We start from the raw sequence: 15,746 nt of genomic DNA on the forward strand, positions 1-15,746 counted from the left end.
ACAGTAAATAGTCCTATGAATAACTTCACTTTTCACAACCCAACCCGTTTATTATTCGGTAAGGGCATGATTGAGAAACTGAGTACGGCCATCCCGATGGTGCATCGCATCATGATCACCTTCGGAGGAGGTAGCGTAAAGCAAAACGGTGTGTACGACCAAGTGATCAAGGCGCTAAAGGATCGTGACTATATCGAGTTCTGGGGCATCGAGCCTAACCCCACCATCGAGACCTTGCGAGAAGCTATCCAGATAGCGAAAGGCAAGCAGGTGGATTTTCTATTGGCGGTAGGCGGTGGCTCCGTCATAGACGGGACGAAGCTAATCTCCGCCGGCATCCTGTACGACGGTGATCCTTGGGAATTGGTACAGAAAGGGTATTACTATCATACCGTGCCCATGGGTACCGTACTGACCCTGCCCGCCACAGGTTCCGAGATGAATAGCGGGGCCGTGATCTCCCGGAAAGAGACGCAAGAGAAATTCCCGTTCTACAGCAATTTCCCCGTATTCTCGATCTTGGATCCGGAGACGACCTTCAGTCTACCCCCGTATCAAGTGGCTTGCGGTATCGCCGATACCTTCGTCCACGTGATGGAGCAATATATGACTACGACCGACCAATCCCGCTTGATGGATCATTGGGCGGAAAGCATCTTAAGCACCTTGGTTGAGATCGCCCCGAAGATTAAGGAAGATCCGAGGAATTACGACCTGATGGCAGATTTCATGCTATCCGCCACGATGGGCTTGAACGGCTTTATCGCTATGGGCGTAACGCAGGACTGGGCTACCCATATGATCGGACACGAGCTAACCGCCCTTCACGGATTGACGCATGGAGCGACCTTAGCGATCGTCTTCCCCGGAACCTTACGCACCCTACGCAAGCAGAAAGAGGGCAAGATCCTGCAATACGGCGAACGGGTATGGGGTATCCATAGTGGAACGACAGAGGAACGGGTAAGCCAAGCCATCGAGAAGACCGAGCAATTTTTCCAAAGCCTCGGTTTATCTACCCGCCTCAGCCAAGAGAAGATCGGCGATACGACAATCACCGAGATCGAGAATCGCTTCAATGAACGAAACGCCGCCTTCGGGGAGGCGAAGAATGTAACGGGTAGCGTGGCACGGGAAATATTGGAGAGCTGTAAATAACGTACAACTTGTAGAGACGGGGCGTGCCCCGTCTCATCCCCTCAAAAGGGTATAGATTTTATCTTAACAGGACTACTACTTGGATCGGGCCATGCGCCCCGAATACCAAGGCTTGTTCAATGTCAGCAGTCTTTGAGGGACCGGACATGAAGACTCCGTAATCATAATCCATAGTGGCAGTACGGCGGTAAGCCTCATTCATCGTATGAACCAATTGAGTCTTGTCCAACAAGATCACCAAAGCGTTCGAGATAAAGTACAGACCTTTATAACGTACCTGACGGGGTAACCAGACAGCGGCATTCTCCGCCACGCCGAAACTACCCTCCACCACAGATACGTCCGTTCCGTTCAACTCCCGGGGATCGGTCAGCCCATCCGGGTTAAAGGTAGCGCAAGTAATCTCCTTCAAATTCGAGGCGATACGTTTCGCCTCCGGAAACTCACGGCGGATCACCTCATTCACATCCTCGCCGGGCTTTAACTCGATGGCCTTGCCACCCGCCCCGGCTAACACCTCCGAGAACGTAGCCAACTTATCCGCATAGGTAATCGCCTCCAACGTAAGCTCAGGCATCTCGTGGCATGTACCCGTATGACGACGGATACTCGCCAATATAGAATCTTTACTACTCATTATCTCACCTTATTATTCTTCCACATATCATTAAACGACTCCTTGGCGAAAGCCGGAAGCTCACGTCCCTTGCCCCAAGCGTTCAAGCCATTATAGACCATGAAACGAGGCAAATGATTCACTACCGGAGCAAACTTCAACGCCGTATTGAACAATCCCGGACGTTCCATCAGGAACTTCATGCCGAAAGACATCACTTTCTTCTCCTTGCTCGCCTTACCGATCTTATCCAAATCTTGCCGCCAACGGTAAATCTGCTCGCCCAAATCGATCTTTACCGGACAAACGTTCGAGCAAGAAAGACATAAGGAGCAAGCCGATACGTTATCCGAATATTCCTCCGGATTCCTCAGCATACCCAAGTTGATCCCGATCGGTCCCGGGATGAAATACGTATACGAATAGCCACCACTCCTGCGATATACCGGACAGGTATTCATGCACTCGCCACAACGGATGCAATTCAACGTACGAATATGATCCGGTTTCGCCAAGATATCACTACGCCCGTTATCCACGATAATGATATGGAACTCTTGTCCCTCGGGCGGACGGCGATAATGAGAAGTATAAGACGTGATGGGTTGCCCCGTACCCGAACGAGCCAGCAAACGAGTGAATACGCCCAATGCCTCCAGATTCGGTACGATCTTCTCCATCCCCATCGTAGCGATATGCACCTTCGGGAAGGAGGTTCCCATATCGGCGTTTCCCTCATTGGTACAAACCACGATCTCGCCCGTAGAGGCGACGGCGAAGTTAGCACCCGTCATCGCCACGTCGGCATGCAGGAATTTCTCACGCAGATTCTTACGGGCGGCATGCGTCAGGTAGGTAGGGTCGATATTCCCTTTCTCCGTTCCCATCTCACGCTCCATCATCTCGCTGATCTGCTCCCGTTTGATATGGATCGCCGGCATCACGATATGGCTCGGGGCCAAATGCATCAATTGCAAGATACGCTCACCCAAATCGCTCTCCACCACATCGATTCCTTTCGACATCAAGAACTCGTTCATATGGCATTCCTCCGTCAGCATCGATTTGCTCTTGATCAGGTTCCGGGCATCATGCTGGCGCAAGATCCGCAAGACGATCTCGTTATGCTCCTCGGCATCTTTCGCCCAATGCACGATAGCCCCGTTGGCGATCGCGTTTTTCTCGAACTCCTCCAGAAGCGTGTCCAGATGGCTGTTGGAGTAAAGCTTGATCTCCGAGGCCAACTCCCTCAACCGCTCCCACTCTGGAAGCGAATGGCTCATCTTATCCCGTTTGGTACGTACCATCCAAAGCGTATGGTCGTGCCAAGCCTCATTCTCCTTATTCTCTAGGAAACGGGCCGCTGCTATAGCATGTTTCGTACTCATAATCCGGACGCTAATATTTGAACGATGTGAATAGTCTTGATCGGAAGTTTCTCCCGCTTGATAACCCCTTCCATATGCATCAAGCAAGAGCTATCCGCACCGGTGATATACTCGGCGCCGGTACTCATATGATCCTTTACCTTGTCTTGTCCCATGCAAGTAGAGACCTCAGGCTCCTCGATGGCGAACATACCGCCGAAACCGCAACATTCGTCCACCCGCTTCGGCTCGAACACCTCGATACCTTTCACCAAGGAAAGGAGATCACGTAACTTGGAATAGTACGGGATATTACGCTCGCTGGGCGACGAGAGATGCAACTCACGCACCCCGTGGCAACTATTATGGATACTCACCTTATGCGGGAAAACGGCCGGCAGGGATCCCGGTCTCACCACGTCGTGCAAGAACTCGCAGATATCATAAATCTTCTTACTGTTCATACAAACGTGATCCCGCTTTCCCAATATATGGGGATGGTTCTCTTTTACGAAGGCTACGCAACTGGCCGAGGGGCCTACCACGTAGTCATAGTTCTTAAACTGTTCCTCCATCCGGAGGGCCAAGCGAGCCGCCTCATCCTCGAAGCCGGCGTTCGCCATGGGTTGTCCGCAACAGGTCTGGTCCATCGGATAATCGACATCCACACCCACATGCCTCAACAATTTATACGAGGCGATACCCACTTCGGGGTACACCGCGTTAATGTAACATGGGATAAATAATCCTACCTTCATACTAATTTTATCTTATATATCATATACGACACCGTATATAATTAACACCTACAAGCCCCTCATAGCTGCATATTGGCCCTTACCCTGCTTAATGTCTCGGGAGTCATCAGCAAATAAGAGGCGATATGGGACAAGGGGGCACGCTGCACGATCTCAGGGTGTTCTTTCAATAAGCGGGCATAACGTTCATTAGCGGTCTCGAAACGAAGGAAATCCGCCTTCCGTTGAGACAGGATCAGCGAATTCTCCAACAGGCGGCGATACATGACCTCGATCTCGTAATCCTCGGCGCACAATGCCAATAAAGGATCATGAGGAATGCCATACAGCACCGTATTCTCCAAGGCCTCCACCAACAGATTAGCGGGACGCTGGCGCAAGAAGCTCTCGATGCAAATGAAGATGTTGTCCTCGCTGGCGAAATGCTCGGTCAGCTCTTTCTTATTCTTGAAGTAAAACTGGCGAACCATTCCCTTATAGACATAACCGAGTTGCGTACAAACCTCTCCTTCGCTCAAAAACAGGGCGCCTTTTTTCAATTCTGTCCGGATTAAGATAGAGGCCAGTTTCTGGGCGGCTTCCTCACTGAGTAGAATCGATTGCGCCGCGATCCTGCGAGCTATAAATATCGCTGTATCCATATTCATGGTTGTTTTTGTTTGTTTCCGCAAACTTACGAAATAAATACCACTTGATTTACATCAAGCCCCCATTTATTTATATTCCTGCCAACTCTTGATGCAGATATCATCTACGCTCAAGGTACAGAAGGCTTGAATGAAAGCGCTCGCCAGACGGGCATTCGTAATCAACGGGATATTCAGGTCGATGGCGGCACGGCGGATCTTATAGCCGTTGTCAAGCTCGCCGGCGGAAAGGTCACGAGGAATATTCACGACCATATCGATCTGCTTCTCATGAAGCATCTTAAGCGCCTGCGGTTCTCCCTGCTCGCTCGGCCAGTACACCTTCGTACTCGGAATGCCATTCTCCTCCAAGAAACGGTGCGTACCTCCCGTAGCGAATAGGTTGTAACCTTTCGCCGCCAGCATCTTAGCGGCATCCAGCATGGCTACCTTCTGCTTCGGCGTACCGGTGGACAGGAGGATATTCTTCTCCGGAACCCGTTGCCCGACAGCGAGCATACTCGTCAACACCGCCTCGGATACATCATCGCCCAGACAACCCACCTCGCCCGTGGAAGCCATATCGACCCCTAATACCGGATCGGCTTTCTGCAAGCGGTTGAACGAGAATTGAGAGGCCTTGATACCCACATAATCCAAATCGAACTCATTCTTATTCGGTTTCTCTACCGGCAAGCCCAGCATGACACGGGTAGCCAACTCGATGAAGTTTATCTTCAGCACCTTGCTCACAAACGGGAAAGAACGGCTGGCACGAAGGTTACACTCGATCACCTTGATCTCATTGCCCTTCGCCAGATATTGGATATTGAACGGGCCGGAGATATTCAGCTCCTTAGCGATCTGCTTACTGATACGCTTGATACGACGAACCGTCTCTACATATAATTTCTGGGCCGGGAACTGAATCGTAGCGTCGCCGGAATGAACCCCGGCAAACTCGATATGCTCGCTAATGGCATACATCACGATCTCACCATGATCGGCCACGGCATCCATCTCCACCTCTTTCGCATGCTCGATGAACTGGCTTACCACCACCGGATGCTTTTGGCTGACGTTGGCGGCCAATTTCAAGAAACGCTCCAACTCCTCTTGATTCGAGCAGACATTCATGGCGGCGCCACTCAACACGTAACTCGGGCGAACCAATACGGGGAAGCCTACCTCCGCCACGAAACCATTGATATCCTCCATGGAAGAAAGCTCTTTCCAGCGGGGCTGATCCACGCCGATACGATCCAACATGGCGGAGAACTTCTCACGGTCCTCGGCATTATCAATGCTCTTGGCGGATGTCCCCAAGATATTCACATGCTGCTCGTCCAGACGCATCGCCAAGTTATTCGGGATCTGGCCGCCGGTGGAGACGATCACGCCGTGGGGGTTCTCCAGCTCAAGGATATCCATCACACGCTCGAAGGTAAGCTCGTCGAAATAAAGGCGGTCGCACATATCATAGTCGGTAGATACCGTCTCGGGATTGTAGTTGATCATCACGGAACGGTAGCCCTCCTTACGGATCGTATTCAAGGCCTGCACGCCACACCAGTCGAACTCCACCGAACTACCGATGCGGTAAGCGCCGGAACCCAGCACGACAATCGAGCGATGATCGCCCAAATACGTCACGTCGTTTTCCGTACCGCTATACGTCAGGTACAGGTAATTCGTCTGCGCCGGATACTCGGCGGCCAAGGTATCGATCTGTTTCACCACCGGAAGAATGCCATGCTCCTTACGGAACTGACGAACCAACATCATACCCTTCTCCACATCCCCGTCGAGACCGATCGCCCGTGCGATCTGGAAATCAGAGAAACCTTGTATCTTCGCCCGGCGGATCAACTCCGGATTGATGCGCCAACGTTGGATCCCCTTCATATCGAAAGCGTGAAGCTCCTTGGAGGTCTGCATGATTCCATATAGTTTCTGTAGGAACCATCGGTCTATCTTGGTAAGCTCATGAATCTGGTCTACCGTATAACCGGCTCGGAATGCCTTCGAGATAACGAAGATACGGCGGTCGGTAGGCTCATGCAAAGCCTTATCGATATCCTCGATCACCAACTCCTTATTCTCCACGAAACCGTGCATACCCTGCCCGATCATACGCAAGCCCTTCTGGATAGCCTCCTCGAAAGTACGTCCGATCGCCATCACCTCGCCAACCGACTTCATGCTGGAACCCAACTCACGAGCCACGCCGTGGAACTTACCCAAGTCCCAGCGAGGGATCTTACATACCACGTAATCGAGAGCCGGCTCAAAGAAAGCGCTAGTCGTTTTCGTCACGGAGTTTTTCAAGTCGAACAAACCGTAGCCCAAGCCTAATTTAGCGGCCACGAAAGCCAACGGATAACCGGTCGCCTTAGAAGCCAAGGCCGAAGAGCGGCTCAAGCGGGCGTTCACCTCGATCACCCGGTAATCCTCACTCTCCGGATCGTAAGCGTATTGCACGTTACACTCGCCCACGATACCGATATGGCGGATGATACGGATCGCCAACTCACGTAATTTATGATAATCCGTATTACTCAAAGTCTGCGAGGGGGCAATCACGATAGACTCTCCCGTATGGATTCCCAGCGGGTCGAAATTCTCCATGTTACATACCGTGATGCAGTTATCGAAGCGGTCGCGCACCACCTCGTACTCCACCTCTTTCCAGCCCTTCAAGCTTTTCTCCACCAATACTTGCGGAGAGAAAGAGAAAGCCTTCTCTACCAACACGTCCAATTCTTCCTCATTGTCGCAGAAACCGGAACCCAAGCCCCCCAGTGCATAAGCGGCACGGACGATGACCGGATACCCCAGCTCGGCGGCCGCACGGCGAGCGTCAGCGGCGTTCTCCACGGCCTCGCTCTTGATCGTCTTCACGTCGATCTCATCCAGCTTGCGTACGAACAACTCCCGATCCTCGGTATCCATGATAGCCTGCACCGGGGTACCCAATACCTTCACGCCATACTTCTCCAGCACGCCGCTTTGGTAAAGAGCCACGCCACAATTCAACGCCGTCTGCCCGCCGAAAGCGAGCAAGATACCTTCCGGACGTTCCTTCTCGATCACCTTTTCCACAAAAAAAGGAGTAACGGGCAGGAAATAAACCGTGTCCGCAACTCCTTCCGATGTCTGTACCGTAGCGATATTCGGATTGATCAATACCGTTTGAATCCCCTCTTCCTTAATCGCCTTCAGGGCTTGGCTGCCTGAATAATCGAACTCGCCCGCCTCACCAATCTTCAAGGCTCCGGAACCGAGTATCAGGACTTTCTTTATATCTTCTTTCATTGCTTTACTTTTTTTAATGTTCTCTTTTAGGGTAAGCCTAAACACCCGTTTAGGGTAGACCTAAACACTCATTTAGGGTTGCCCTAATCCCTCGTTTAGGGTGGGCGTAAATCCCCGGCTACAACAATTCCGTGAATTTATCAAACATGAACTCCGTATCCAGCGGCCCGCTGCAAGCCTCGGGATGGAACTGAGAGGAGAAGAAAGGCTTCGTCTTATGCTTGATACCCTCGTTCGTCCCGTCATTCATATTGATGAACAGCGGTTCCCACTCCTCACCCAGCGTATCGTTATCCACGGCGTAACCATGGTTCTGCGAGGTGATGAAGCATTTCTCCGTGCCTACCATACGTACCGGCTGGTTATGGCTACGATGACCGTACTTCAATTTATAGATAGAAGCACCGCCGGCTTTCGCCAACAACTGGTTACCCATGCAAATACCGCAAATCGGCTTATCCCCGGAAAGCGCCTTACGGATATTCCGCACGGCGGCATCGCAAGTATCCGGATCGCCCGGACCGTTACTGATAAACAAGCCATCGTATTCCAGCTGATTGAAGTCGTAGTCCCAAGGCACACGGATCACCGCCACGTTACGCCTCAACAGGCAACGGATGATGTTATGTTTCACGCCGCAGTCCAAAAGCACGACGCGCTTTAGGAATTGAGAATCGAGAATCGAGAATCGGGAATCGGAGGCTTCCGATAAAGAACAGGTCTGGCTCGTACCATCGGGCAGGTAACAAATAATCTCCTTGCACGATACCCGATCCACATAGTTCACATGCTCATAATCCTCGATCTTCAATTCCCCATTTCCAATTTCGTTATCGGCATCGCCGATAACGATGCGTCCCATCATCACGCCATGCTCACGCAATTTCTTAGTCAACGCACGCGTATCGATACCGTATATGCCCGGGATCTTCTCCTCCTTCAACCAGTCGCCCAAACTGCACTCGGCGTTCCAGTGGCTATACTCATGGCTGTAATCGCTAACGATAATCGCCTCGGCATGGATCTTCTCGCTCTCCATAAACGTAGCGATCCCGTTCGGCTCGAACGTACGAGGCGGGACACCGTAGTTACCAACGAGCGGATAAGTCAACACCATCAACTGGCCTGCGTACGAAGGGTCCGTCAAGCTCTCCGGATATCCGGTCATAGCGGTATTGAACACGACCTCGCCAGCCACCGGTCTCTCATAGCCGAAAGAGTAGCCACGGAAGACGGTACCGTCGTCTAACATCAAAGTTGCTGTTCTGTTTGTCTGCATAGAATCTGTATGTTGTGTCATTTCACTAAATATTCTTCTTCCATATAGTGAATAAAAGCCTCGTTCACTAACCGAGTCCCGCCCGGTGTCGGGTAATCGCCGGAGAAATACCAGTCACCCGGATGCTCCGGACAAGAGGCATGCAAGCCCTCCAAAGTCTGGTAGACGATCTCTACTTTCGCCTGTGTCCCGGCCGGTGTAAGCAACTCCACCATCTTAACGGATATCTCCTCGTCTGTAAACGGGGCGTATATCTCCTTTACGTAATTCACCAACGGACCATCCGCCGCTGTTTGTTGTCGCTTCGCCTTCTGATAAGCGTCCAAGATCACGTATTCCATCCTCCGGTCACGTAACAGGGCCACCGCAGCCTTAAAAGCGATAAACTCGTTCATCCGGGACATATCGATACCGTAATAATCCGGGTAACGTACCTGTGGAGAAGAACTTACGATCACGATTTTCTTCGGATGCAGGCGATCCAAGATACCGATAATACTCTGGCGTAAGGTAGTACCCCGCACGATGCTATCATCTATCACAACCAGATTATCGATAAAAGGTTCAATACTTCCGTAAGTAATATCATATACGTGCGCCGCCAGATCATTGCGGCTATTGCCCTCAGCGATAAATGTACGTAATTTTATATCTTTTATAGCTACTTTCTCCGAGCGGATTCGCATGGAAAGGATTTGTTCCAGTTCCTCTTCCCTGAGCAAGTGACTACGATCGGCGATCCATTCTTTTTTCAGCTTATTCAAATAGTTGTTCAATCCCTCCTGCATCCCGAAATAAGCGACCTCGGCCGTATTCGGGATAAAAGAGAAGACGGTATGATTCAAATCATAATCCACCGCTTTCAAGATCGGATGCACGAGATTATCTCCCAAACGCTTCCTTTCCCTGTAAATATCCACGTCGCTACCCCGTGAGAAGTAGATACGCTCGAAGGAACAAGCCTTATTCTCTTTCGGCTCCACGATCTGGGAGATATGCCACTCGCCTTTCTTGTTGACGAGTATCGCCTCTCCCCGATTCAACTCCCGGATATTCTCTACCTGCACGTTCATCACGGTTTGTATAACCGGACGCTCGGAAGCCAACACGATAATCTCATCATCCGCATAATAGAAGGCCGGACGGATTCCCCACGGGTCCCGTACGCTAAACGACTCGCCACTACCGGTGATACCGCAAATCACGAAACCACCATCCCAGCCCGGGGTACAGCGTTTCAGCACGTTCGACAAATCGATTTGATCCTCGATGGCATGCGTGATATCCATCCCTCTCAATCCTTCCGCCTCACACTTTTGGTACAGGCGCTCCACTTCCCGGTCCAGCCGGTGTCCCAGCTGCTCCAGCATGATATACGTATCGGAATATTTCCGGGGATGCTGACCGATCGCCGTGATCTCCTCGAATACTTCATGAACATTTGTCAGGTTGAAATTTCCGCAAACGGCAAGGTTCTTTGCACGCCAGTTATTGCGTCGTAAAAAAGGATGGATATAAGAGATTCCGGATTTTCCGGTGGTACTGTAACGGAGGTGGCCCATATAAAGCTCTCCGGCGAAAGGTAGGTTGGCTTTGGCGAATAGCGGATCGTTGAGTTGCTCGGGGGTTAAATCCTTGTAGTGTTCGTGAACTGCGGCAAATATCTCGGTAATAGCTCCGGTCCCGACGGCCCGTTCACGGAACATATATTCCTCTCCGGCATTTGCCTCTAACTTCACGCAGGCTAAGCCCGCTCCTTCCTGCCCCCTGTTATGCTGCTTTTCCATCAGCAAATAGAGCTTGTTCAGTCCATACATCCAACTACCGTACTTCTCGTGATAATACTCCAAGGGTTTCAGTAACCGGACCATGGCAACACCACACTCGTGCTTCAATACTTCCATTGTCGAATCAACTTTTTGATTTTGCCGCAAAGATACAGACAATCCCTAACATATTGTTTAAACAAACATAAAATAATTGACACTTTCACGGAAAAAATGTTTTTATCGGACGTTTGGTTAACAAAGCTTACATTTTATAAGCAAAAGGGAGGGTTTTATTTTCAATCCATAAGCCACTCATTTCCCTCTTGAAAGAGGCCTTTCAAAGATATCCATCCGAGAACCGTAATATTTCCGTAACAGAAAGAAAAACACCAATATTCTTTCTGGCACAGAAATATTCTTGCATAAATTCTTTCTATCATAGAAATAATTCGGTAATTTTGTGCGTAAATATAATTTCCATAGAATGAATACAAATATACTCCAAACACTGGTAACGGCCATGCAACGCCGATTAGCGGCTCTTCCGCAGAGATTGCGACCATTTACCACGGAGTTTGATGAGCTCCCTAAAAACCTGATGCTAACCGGTGCCAGAGGATGTGGCAAATCTACATTTCTACTCCATCATTCACAAGGCAGGCGCTTATTATACTTTTCTGCTGATAATCCGAAGATTATTGGCGAACCGCTCTATGACTTAGTTAGTAGCGTATTCATGCTTGGTTATGAAGGTGTTATTATCGACGAGATTCACTACGCATCAAACTGGAGCATACATCTGAAGGCCTTGTATGATGACTATCCAGGAAAAATCATCTGGATTTCAGATTCCTCATCGTTAGTACTTCGTGATGGCAAAGCCGACTTGTCCAGACGTTATGTAGCGATACAGATGCCTTTAATGTCGTTCAGAGAATTTCTATATCTTGAAACTGGCCAAATATACCCCAAGTACAAACTGGGAGACACAATACTACCTACACAACCAGATGCGGAGCTGTTGAACCATTTCCTCAATTATCGTAGTTACGGTACACGTCCTTTCTACCAAGAGAAAGATTTCGAAGCACGTTACATGGCTATCATCGACAAAATTCTCAATAACGATATACCGTTCTTCCTGCCTAGCATTTCCGAAAACAACCTACGTGTGATGCGAGCCATTATCGGCACACTGGCAAACTCCTCAATACCTCGTGTACAAGTCACCTCCTTATGCTCCGACTGGGGAATAGGAGCGGAAAAACTCTATCAACTACTCTTTGTGATGGAAAGTGTAGATCTATTGAAAATAGTAAAGTACCCCAATGACACGAAAGCCCGTAGCACTGGCGCAAAAATGTTGTTCGCAGACCCATGCGCTTATAAGGTTTTGAATGCAGACCAAGGAACGGAACGTGAAGCCTACACTGTCCACTGCTTTTCTAGGGCAGGTTACGAGATAAACGCCATGAAAGACGAGAAGAAAGGTGATTATATGATTACAAAAGACCATGTATCACAAACCCTAGAAGTTGGAGGAAAAAACAAAAATCCTAAAGAAGCGGACTATGTCTTGAGAGACAACACCGACTACCCTGTAGGCAACGCCATTCCATTCTGGCTCATGGGTATGATGTGGTAGTATTATAGTCATCACCTAAAAAAAATAATCACCCCAGCCATTCGTCTCCCCCCTTCAAAAAGGAAATGAATGTCCAAGGTGATTATTTTTAAGTTTATCAGAAAGCAGGAAAATCCCTATCTTCCCCACTCCTTTATCATCTGCTCATTCTGCAAACGACAAATCAATAGTTGCCCATTCTTTTCAGCTACGATATAATCCTTAAGTCCTTCAATCACAACTTTGCGCTCATCCGAGATGTGCACAACACATCCAGCACAATCGATCATCCGTACCTCTGACCCCACGGCTGAATTCCCATCCATATCTTGAGGTAACAAGGAATGTAGTGATCCCCAGCTACCCAAATCACTCCAGCCAAACTCAGCAGACAGCATATAAACCTCTTTAGCTTTCTCCATCACCGCATAATCTATCGAGATTTTTTCGCAAGTAGGGAATAGTTCTCCTATTACTCTTTTCTCATCATCCGTATAAAAGCTTAAACTCATATTGTCCATCACTCTCGCCAGTTCCGGTGTATATTTACGGATAGCCTCCATAATCATGTCTACATGCCACACAAAGATACCCGCATTCCAAAAATAATGACCGTCAGCCAAGTAATCTTCTGCCACCTTTCGGTTGGGCTTTTCCTTAAATGCCTCAACCTTTACGACCTCATTCTTTATAGAGGAAGAAAATGTTTTTATATATCCATATCCAGTTTCTGGTCTTGAAGGTTTGACTCCTATCGTCACGATCGCCTTCCGCTCTTGCGTGAATGAAAGAGCCTGCGCAATCACCTTTCGAAACCCAATCACATCGATCACCAAGGCATCTGAAGGTGTTACGACGATATTGGCATTAGGGAACCTACACTTGATCTTCCAGCAGGCATAAGCGATACAAGGAGCCGTGTTACGAGCCTCCGGCTCAGCAAGAATATTATCTAGCGGTATTTCCGGTAATTGTTGCTGAACGATCCCCACATACTGTTCACTTGTCACCACCCAAAAATTACTCAAGGGACACAATGAGGAAAAACGTTCCACGGCAAGTTGAATCAATGATTTCCCTACACCCATCACATCAATAAATTGCTTAGGATAATCAGGCGTGCTCATCGGCCAAAATCGAGAACCAATACCTCCGGCCATGATGACGATATGTGTGTTGTTTGTTTGCATATATATTTAAAGAATTAATTTCAGCGACCAAATACGAATGTCATCGCAAAAGATTTACCTATCTTTACATAAAGATAATTCATAAATACTAATATAATCAATGACAGTATCGGAGTTAATACTAAATCAGTAAAGTATTTATCAAGATTATCTAAATCCAGAAAAACACCTAAAACAGTTTCAAGAAAGAAATACTGAAAGACATAGATATACAAAGTATTTTTACCCATATAAGAAATATATCTACCCAACTTAGAAGATTGAAAGAGACTAGACCTCATTTTAAACAAACAAAACAGAAACACTGAACCACAAAGGCCAATTATTATTTTATAAAATAAGACACTAAAATAATGCGTTAAAGAAGAAGAAGTATCAAATAAAACAAAAGGACCTAAATGTTCATAATATATTTTAAGATACTCATTATTCCAAAAACAAAACAGAAACAAAAATACGGTGGCTGATAAAAACGAAACAAGACGAATCTTACGATAGACTAATCTTTCAAATTCACGAAGGAACGTACCAAATAAAAAGCAAATGTACATTTCATTAAATTTATAATAGACGACAAACAGACTCAGTACTATTGTAAAAAATAGAACATACACATTCTTATATTTTGCATATGGATAATAAAACACAAAGCACAAGAATATAGATTTCAAAAACCATAAACAATAAAAATATTTACCTAAAAGACTACCTCCATATATATATATATACGAACATAAAAAACCATAAATTATACAAGGAAATATCAATTGAATAAATTTCTTTTTTAGAAACTTCCCAAAAGAATACTTTGCAATATTGCCCGCAAAGAAACCTGATATCATCATAAACAAAGGCATATGAAAAGAATAGATACCTATATGTATATCATTTTCAAGGTAATCCGTAACACCATATTGAATAACGTGTCCCCAAATCACTAAAAACATCGCAAAGCATTTAAGAGCATCCAACCATAATATACGATTCAAACTAACAGGATCTTGCTTAATACACTCCATACAACTAATATTTTTATTTTATATACTTCATAAAACCCTTATAAGCAAAAATCAGCATAAAGTAAATAGAGGGGATCCATTTCACACCCTCTACCTTCCGGAGTACGAACCACTGTTGGGCGAACATCTTCCATTTATTTCCTGAACGAGAATTCACAGCCTCACGATACAATGCATGTATCTTACCCGTGTTATAAGCCTTTACCCCTTTACGCAAAATCTCTAGCCAAAAGGCGTAATCTTCTTTGGGAATCGATCGGAAGCGAGTCTGCTCGATTAACTCCCTATGCAACAATACTGTCAAGCAGGGAATCTCATTACTCTCTAGTATATCCCAATAAGTAGATACACTCCTAACCCGAATCCACCGATCAGCCCTAGCTCCATTCCACGACATCTTCTCGTAGTCTGAATAAACAAAGTTATAAGAATAAGCCTCCATGAACGCCACCTGCTCTTCTAGTTTATTAGGAAACCAAGCATCGTCACTATCCAAGAAGGCGATATATTCGCCCTGTGCTTGTTGAAGTCCAATATTCCTTGGCAGCGACGGACTGCCCGACGGATTCTCCGTCCTCAAATACCGAATTCTTGTGTCACGTTCCACATACGTTTGAATAATTTCAGCTGATCGGTCTGTCGAGCAATCATCTACGATCAACATCTCCCAATAAGGATAAGTTTGAGATAAGACAGATTCAATCGTTTGGGTAATAAAAGGAGAAGCATTATAACAAGGAGTTATAATAGATATAAGGGGGTTCATAAAATAAAAGTTTAGTAAGCACTTTATTTAGCCCATATGAGGCACTTGTTTGTGCCCCAAACTGAGTTTAATCATAAGAAAGTATATCTTATCTAATTATCTGTAATTTAAAAATTTACAAATAGGCACATTTACATCGATTCACCGCTCAGTCGCAAAATTAACGCCAAACCTACTCAAAATACTTTTTAGCGTTCTCCGTTGCCTAGGTGATATTTTCCACTGAAGCCAATTAGTCATATCAATCTTTATCTGTTGA

The 15,746-nt window shown here is 47.3% G+C and carries 12 protein-coding genes; 2 read left to right on the forward strand and 10 right to left on the reverse strand.

The genetic code is table 11. The annotated features are described in order from the left end of the window. Positions 1 to 15: 15 nt before the first annotated feature. Entirely contained in the window at positions 16 to 1,158 is a 1,143-nt protein-coding gene (locus DW033_RS01720) for an iron-containing alcohol dehydrogenase (RefSeq protein WP_048928681.1), read from the forward strand. Positions 1,159 to 1,216: 58 nt separating this feature from the next. Here DW033_RS01720 and DW033_RS01725 read toward each other — a convergent pair whose 3' ends face one another. From DW033_RS01725 to DW033_RS01755, 7 genes are all read right to left on the reverse strand, one after another. Then, a complete protein-coding gene (locus tag DW033_RS01725; protein ID WP_009017215.1) occupies positions 1,217 to 1,795 on the reverse strand; it encodes an LUD domain-containing protein in 579 nt (192 codons plus the stop codon). Then, entirely contained in the window at positions 1,795 to 3,162 is a 1,368-nt protein-coding gene (locus tag DW033_RS01730) for a lactate utilization protein B (RefSeq protein ID WP_009275003.1), read from the reverse strand. The genes DW033_RS01725 and DW033_RS01730 overlap by 1 nt, the downstream gene beginning before the upstream one ends. Beyond that, positions 3,159 to 3,899 carry a (Fe-S)-binding protein gene (locus tag DW033_RS01735; RefSeq protein WP_005857855.1) on the reverse strand — a complete coding sequence of 247 codons (741 nt, stop codon included), beginning with the start codon at positions 3,897 to 3,899 and terminating at the stop codon, positions 3,159 to 3,161. The genes DW033_RS01730 and DW033_RS01735 overlap by 4 nt, the downstream gene beginning before the upstream one ends. 59 nt (positions 3,900 to 3,958) lie before the next feature. Beyond that, positions 3,959 to 4,540, reverse strand: a complete 582-nt coding sequence (locus DW033_RS01740) for a Crp/Fnr family transcriptional regulator (RefSeq protein WP_005857857.1) — start codon at positions 4,538 to 4,540, stop codon at positions 3,959 to 3,961. A gap of 72 nt (positions 4,541 to 4,612) precedes the next feature. Then, positions 4,613 to 7,840, reverse strand: a complete 3,228-nt coding sequence (gene carB / locus DW033_RS01745; RefSeq protein WP_122297688.1) for a carbamoyl-phosphate synthase (glutamine-hydrolyzing) large subunit — start codon at positions 7,838 to 7,840, stop codon at positions 4,613 to 4,615. Between the two features lie 118 nt (positions 7,841 to 7,958). Next, entirely contained in the window at positions 7,959 to 9,140 is a 1,182-nt protein-coding gene (carA, locus tag DW033_RS01750) for a glutamine-hydrolyzing carbamoyl-phosphate synthase small subunit (protein ID WP_122268510.1), read from the reverse strand. Next, positions 9,137 to 11,023, reverse strand: a complete 1,887-nt coding sequence (locus DW033_RS01755) for an amidophosphoribosyltransferase (protein WP_044545050.1) — start codon at positions 11,021 to 11,023, stop codon at positions 9,137 to 9,139. The genes carA and DW033_RS01755 overlap by 4 nt, the downstream gene beginning before the upstream one ends. A 349-nt stretch (positions 11,024 to 11,372) precedes the next feature. On the opposite strand from DW033_RS01755, the gene DW033_RS01760 reads away from it, so the two are divergent. Next, positions 11,373 to 12,533 (forward strand): ATP-binding protein, encoded by a 1,161-nt coding sequence (locus DW033_RS01760; RefSeq protein ID WP_122382331.1) that lies wholly within the window; start codon positions 11,373 to 11,375, stop codon positions 12,531 to 12,533. 116 nt (positions 12,534 to 12,649) lie between these two features. On the opposite strand, the gene DW033_RS01765 is transcribed toward DW033_RS01760, so the two are convergent. From DW033_RS01765 to DW033_RS01775, 3 genes are read right to left on the reverse strand one after another with little or no spacing between them, the layout of a single operon-like run. Then, a complete protein-coding gene (locus DW033_RS01765; protein ID WP_122382332.1) occupies positions 12,650 to 13,702 on the reverse strand; it encodes a mannose-1-phosphate guanylyltransferase in 1,053 nt (350 codons plus the stop codon). A gap of 20 nt (positions 13,703 to 13,722) precedes the next feature. Then, entirely contained in the window at positions 13,723 to 14,721 is a 999-nt protein-coding gene (locus tag DW033_RS01770) for an acyltransferase family protein (protein WP_122382333.1), read from the reverse strand. A 13-nt stretch (positions 14,722 to 14,734) separates the two neighbouring features. Beyond that, a complete protein-coding gene (locus DW033_RS01775) occupies positions 14,735 to 15,487 on the reverse strand; it encodes a glycosyltransferase family 2 protein (RefSeq protein ID WP_009274997.1) in 753 nt (250 codons plus the stop codon). Positions 15,488 to 15,746 lie beyond the last annotated feature (259 nt).

The sequence above is a fragment of the Parabacteroides sp. AF39-10AC genome (genome assembly GCF_003635405.1).
In the GTDB taxonomy this organism is placed as follows: Bacteria; Bacteroidota; Bacteroidia; order Bacteroidales; family Tannerellaceae; genus Parabacteroides; species Parabacteroides distasonis.

Bases quoted from the DNA above. Each gene is read 5' to 3' on its own strand.
- DW033_RS01760 (WP_122382331.1), top strand. From the start codon at position 11,373: ATGAATACAAATATACTCCAAACACTGGTAACGGCCATGCAACGCCGA.
- DW033_RS01775 (WP_009274997.1), bottom strand. From the start codon at position 15,487: ATGAACCCCCTTATATCTATTATAACTCCTTGTTATAATGCTTCTCCT.
- DW033_RS01725 (WP_009017215.1), bottom strand. From the start codon at position 1,795: ATGAGTAGTAAAGATTCTATATTGGCGAGTATCCGTCGTCATACGGGT.
- DW033_RS01755 (WP_044545050.1), bottom strand. From the start codon at position 11,023: ATGGAAGTATTGAAGCACGAGTGTGGTGTTGCCATGGTCCGGTTACTG.
- DW033_RS01730 (WP_009275003.1), bottom strand. From the start codon at position 3,162: ATGAGTACGAAACATGCTATAGCAGCGGCCCGTTTCCTAGAGAATAAG.
- DW033_RS01735 (WP_005857855.1), bottom strand. From the start codon at position 3,899: ATGAAGGTAGGATTATTTATCCCATGTTACATTAACGCGGTGTACCCC.
- DW033_RS01770 (WP_122382333.1), bottom strand. From the start codon at position 14,721: ATGGAGTGTATTAAGCAAGATCCTGTTAGTTTGAATCGTATATTATGG.
- DW033_RS01765 (WP_122382332.1), bottom strand. From the start codon at position 13,702: ATGCAAACAAACAACACACATATCGTCATCATGGCCGGAGGTATTGGT.
- DW033_RS01720 (WP_048928681.1), top strand. From the start codon at position 16: ATGAATAACTTCACTTTTCACAACCCAACCCGTTTATTATTCGGTAAG.
- carA (WP_122268510.1), bottom strand. From the start codon at position 9,140: ATGACACAACATACAGATTCTATGCAGACAAACAGAACAGCAACTTTG.
- DW033_RS01740 (WP_005857857.1), bottom strand. From the start codon at position 4,540: ATGGATACAGCGATATTTATAGCTCGCAGGATCGCGGCGCAATCGATT.
- carB (WP_122297688.1), bottom strand. From the start codon at position 7,840: ATGAAAGAAGATATAAAGAAAGTCCTGATACTCGGTTCCGGAGCCTTG.